Raw genomic sequence first — 3,808 nt, 5'->3', positions numbered from 1 at the left:
GCCGACAGGACCTCCCTATGCCGTCTTTCGATATTGTTTCCGAGATTGATGAAGTCGCCCTTCGCCATGCGGTGGACAACGCCAACCGCGAGCTGTCTACCCGGTTCGATTTCCGCGGCGTGGAGGCCAGCATCGAGCAGAACGGCCTGGCCGTCACCCTGAAGACCGAATCCGATTTCCAGGTGCGCCAACTGGAAGAACTGTTCGCCAAGGCCTGCCTGAAACAGAACATCAGCGCCGCCGGCGCCGACAAGCCCGAAGAGCCAGAGCACAGCGGCAAGACCTTCTCGCTGACCCTGACCTTCCGCCAGGGCATCGACCAGCCCGTGGCCAAACAGATTGTGAAGCAAATCAAGGAGAGCAAGATCAAGGTACAAGCCTCGATCCAGGGTGACCAGGTGCGGGTGAACGGCAAGAAGCGCGATGATCTGCAGGCGGTGATGGCACTGCTACGGGAATCCAAAATCGAAACGCCGCTGCAGTTCAATAATTTTAGGGACTAGCATCCAGCTACAAGCTACAAGCTACAAGCTACAAGCTACAACGCGATTTCAGCGCTGTAGTCACACAAACGCAAGAGGCCGCGCTCCAAATTTGGGTGCGGCCTTTTACGTTGCAGAAGGACGAACCTGTGTCGCGTGAGGCGTACTGCCGTCGCTTTTACCGCGCCAACGTCTTCACTGGCGTAAAGGTGGTATCCGCTTTCAGCCGCTGCACCCGCTTGGGGAACTGGTCCCTGCGGGCTTTGGCACCCAGCCATACCAGTACCCGGTTAGCCCCGGGTACGCTCTTGCGCACCAGTTCAGCCCCCACACGCAGGGGAATCTGGGCAGGCCACACATACTTGGCTGCCGTGCGCGGCAGGCCCAATTTATCGCCGGCTTCGTCGCCCAGAATATAACGGGTGTAACCGGCTCGCAGGGTGTACTCCAGCCGCGCCATACGTTTCGCCGCCCAACCGTCACCACCATCCTGCAGGGACGCCCCCGCCAGGGCCTGGCCCAGCTTGCGGGTGTCGTCATGGCTTTCGCAAATCGTGGCCACTACCTGATAAAACGCCCGCATGGCATCGGCCTCGCAGGTGGGCAGGATCCGTTCTTCCACCCCCATCAGATAGCCGACATAACGCCACAGATGCACCACCGCTTCCCGTTCTTTTTTGCTGAAAATAAAACCCAGCGAGCGCAGACCGGTGAGAAAAATCACTGAAAATTCCAGAATGGTCGCCATGGAATCCCACTGATTCAGAGGGTGCCCCCAGGCCATGTTCCACTTATCGGATTGCAGCAACATGGCGCGCACCTGGGAATGCATCAGCCGCACTTTCACCGCACTTTTGAACCCTTCCTGATCACGTTCCATGCCGCCCGGCGTGGTCACGTCCATCCAGAATTTTCCGGTTTCCACCAGGCGCCGGTTCGCCATGCGATCCAGCTGCCCGGTGAACACCAACGGCTTGGCCGCAGCGGCGCCCAGATAGCCCCCCATCAACGACAGGTTTCGCAATACCAGCTCACCGGAGAGGCCCACCCGGTGCGAGACATCACAGGCCAGGCGCAGTTTTTCCCGATCCAGCCAGATCGGTTCATGGTCGATCTGGTTGAACAGTGCGGTGAGCGCCTGCGGCGGGTTCTCAACACTGTCGATGCCATGCTCCAGCGCCTGGTCCACCAGCTTGCGCCCCTCACCTGCCGGCAAGCCCTTGTACATGTGCACGACCGCGTCCGCCAGGGTGTCGCCCATCAGCATGTGTTCGCGAATCACCCGCATCTGCCCTTCACTGGGCTGCGGATCGGAACCGATCATCAGTGAAAACAGTTTGCGCACCCGGCGCATCTGCCGGCGCTCGGGGTCGCCTACCCGGTTCAGATCAGCATGGTCCAACGGGCTGGTTGCCAGCATTGCGGTCATTCTTTTTGCTCCTTGCCCTCAATTCAGCGGGCGCTAGAACCGACAGAAAGAATGGCGCCGAATGACAGAAACATTTGGCACTTTTTTATCCACCCGGGCTTTGCTAGTTTCCCTGCTTTAACCTTATTGTTTGCGGTAGCTCCGGCTCACCGCCATCTCTCACAACATGACCCAGGAAAGTGTTTATGCCCGCGTCCACCTCAGCTGTACAGCGCCTCAATACCTTATGGTTTCTGGTGCTCTCTGCGCCCTTGCTGATTGGCATCGCGGTCGCTGGCCTGGTCTGGTTCGGGAACTACACCGCATCCCTTGAACTGCTGCCGCAAGACACCCTGCGCATGGCGGCCATGGGCGCCATGGCACTGATGTTGATCGTGGCACGACCGCTACGTAATGCTCTGCTGTCACCCAGGGCTATTGCCGGCCGACCGATCCAGACCGCCACCCCTGCGGACCCCTCCGGCGACACAGCGGCGCTCAAGGTACAGGCCAGCATGTTTATGCTGCTGGGAATCCTGGATGCCGTTTCCATGATTGTTATCGCCCTCAGCCTGATGCAGGCGGATGCCCTGCTCGCCCTGCTCAACGGGGTCTACACACTGGTGCTTGCCGTCATCGCCCGCCCGGATTTCGCTGCATTAATCGATGCCACACGTAAGCAACTGACCCATAACGGGTAATTGCCAAATCAGAGTCCTATTGAACACCTTGCGACATGTCTTGTTAATGAACAGCGTTTAACAAAACACACAACCACGCGTAAAACGAACCCCATGATCCATAACAAGGAGAATCATCATGGGTTTCAGGAACAGATTGACCCGCCTTTTTTCCGGTCTGGCTTTGCTGCTGAGCAGCGCGCTGACCACACCAGCCCTGGCCGCCGGGCTGATGACGCCAGCCAACAGCAGCCTGCCGCCGCTACAGATCCGCGAGCAACACGTCACCGTGGACGTGGAAGACGGCTACGCCATTACCGAAGTGGAGCAGGTCTTCCACAACCCCAATGATCAGGACCTGGAAGCCTACTACCGCTTCCCGGTCCCCGAGCGCGGCACCGTGGCCGAGTTCACCGTATGGATCGACGGCAAGCCGGTAATCGGCGAAGTGCTGGAAAAGCAGCAGGCCCGCCAGGTCTACGAACAGGAAAAAGCCGCCGGCCGCGAGGCCGGGCTCACCGAAAAGGACAGCTACAAGGCCTTTGATGTGCTGGTGCAACCGGTTCACGCCGGCCAGGACACCCGGGTACGGCTGGTCTACATGCAGCCTGCCTTTGTGGATACCGGCATCGGCCGCTATGTGTACCCGCTGGAAGAAGGCGGCGTGGACGAGAAGAAGCTGGCGTTCTGGACCGCCAACGACAGCGTCGAAGAGCACTTCAGCTTTACACTGAATCTGCGCAGCGGCTACCCGGTGGATGCCCTGCGTCTGCCCAAACACCCCCAAGCGCAGATCCAGCAACTGGGCCCGCAGCAATGGCAGGTCAAACTGGACAACCGCACGGCAACCGCCAGCAGTGAAGAAGAAACAAACAGCGAAAGCGCCAACTTCGCGCCCCCGGCCACCAATGGCCAGCCGGCCAATGCGTTCACCCTGGACCAGGACATCGTCGTCTACTGGCGTCACCAGCAGGACCTGCCCGGCAGCGTGGACCTGGTCGCCTACAAGGCCCCGGGCAAGGATCGCGGCACCTTTATGCTCAGCATCACCCCCGGTGACGACCTGCCCCCGATCACCACCGGTAGCGACTGGGTGTTCGTGCTGGATATTTCCGGCTCCATGAGTGCCAAACTGGCCACCCTGGCCGACGGCGTCAGCCAGGCCCTGGGTAAACTGCGCGGCGGCGACCGCTTCAGAATCGTGCTGTTTGATGATCGTGCCGAAGAAATCACCAGCG

At 59.8% G+C, this 3,808-nt stretch carries 4 protein-coding genes; 3 read left to right on the top strand and 1 reads right to left on the bottom strand.

Annotation, left to right across the window (positions count from 1 at the left end):
* Positions 1-17: 17 nt before the first annotated feature.
* Positions 18-503 (top strand): YajQ family cyclic di-GMP-binding protein, encoded by a 486-nt coding sequence (locus A3754_RS13745; RefSeq protein ID WP_063520143.1) that lies wholly within the window; start codon positions 18-20, stop codon positions 501-503.
* Between the two features lie 157 nt (positions 504-660).
* Here A3754_RS13745 and A3754_RS13740 read toward each other — a convergent pair whose 3' ends face one another.
* Positions 661-1,911, bottom strand: coding sequence for an oxygenase MpaB family protein (locus A3754_RS13740; protein ID WP_063520142.1), 1,251 nt, complete (start codon positions 1,909-1,911; stop codon positions 661-663).
* A gap of 185 nt (positions 1,912-2,096) precedes the next feature.
* On the opposite strand from A3754_RS13740, the gene A3754_RS13735 reads away from it, so the two are divergent.
* Complete coding sequence (locus tag A3754_RS13735; RefSeq protein WP_063520141.1) at positions 2,097-2,591, top strand: hypothetical protein; 495 nt, start codon at positions 2,097-2,099, stop codon at positions 2,589-2,591.
* Positions 2,592-2,709: 118 nt separating this feature from the next.
* Positions 2,710-3,808 (top strand): VIT and VWA domain-containing protein (locus A3754_RS13730; RefSeq protein WP_231880629.1); only part of this gene is annotated, 1,099 nt, incomplete at its 3' end.

The organism is Alcanivorax sp. HI0083 (assembly GCF_001635175.1).
The sequence above is the reverse complement of the archived record's forward strand: the minus strand, read 5'-3'. Positions and strand labels throughout refer to the sequence as shown.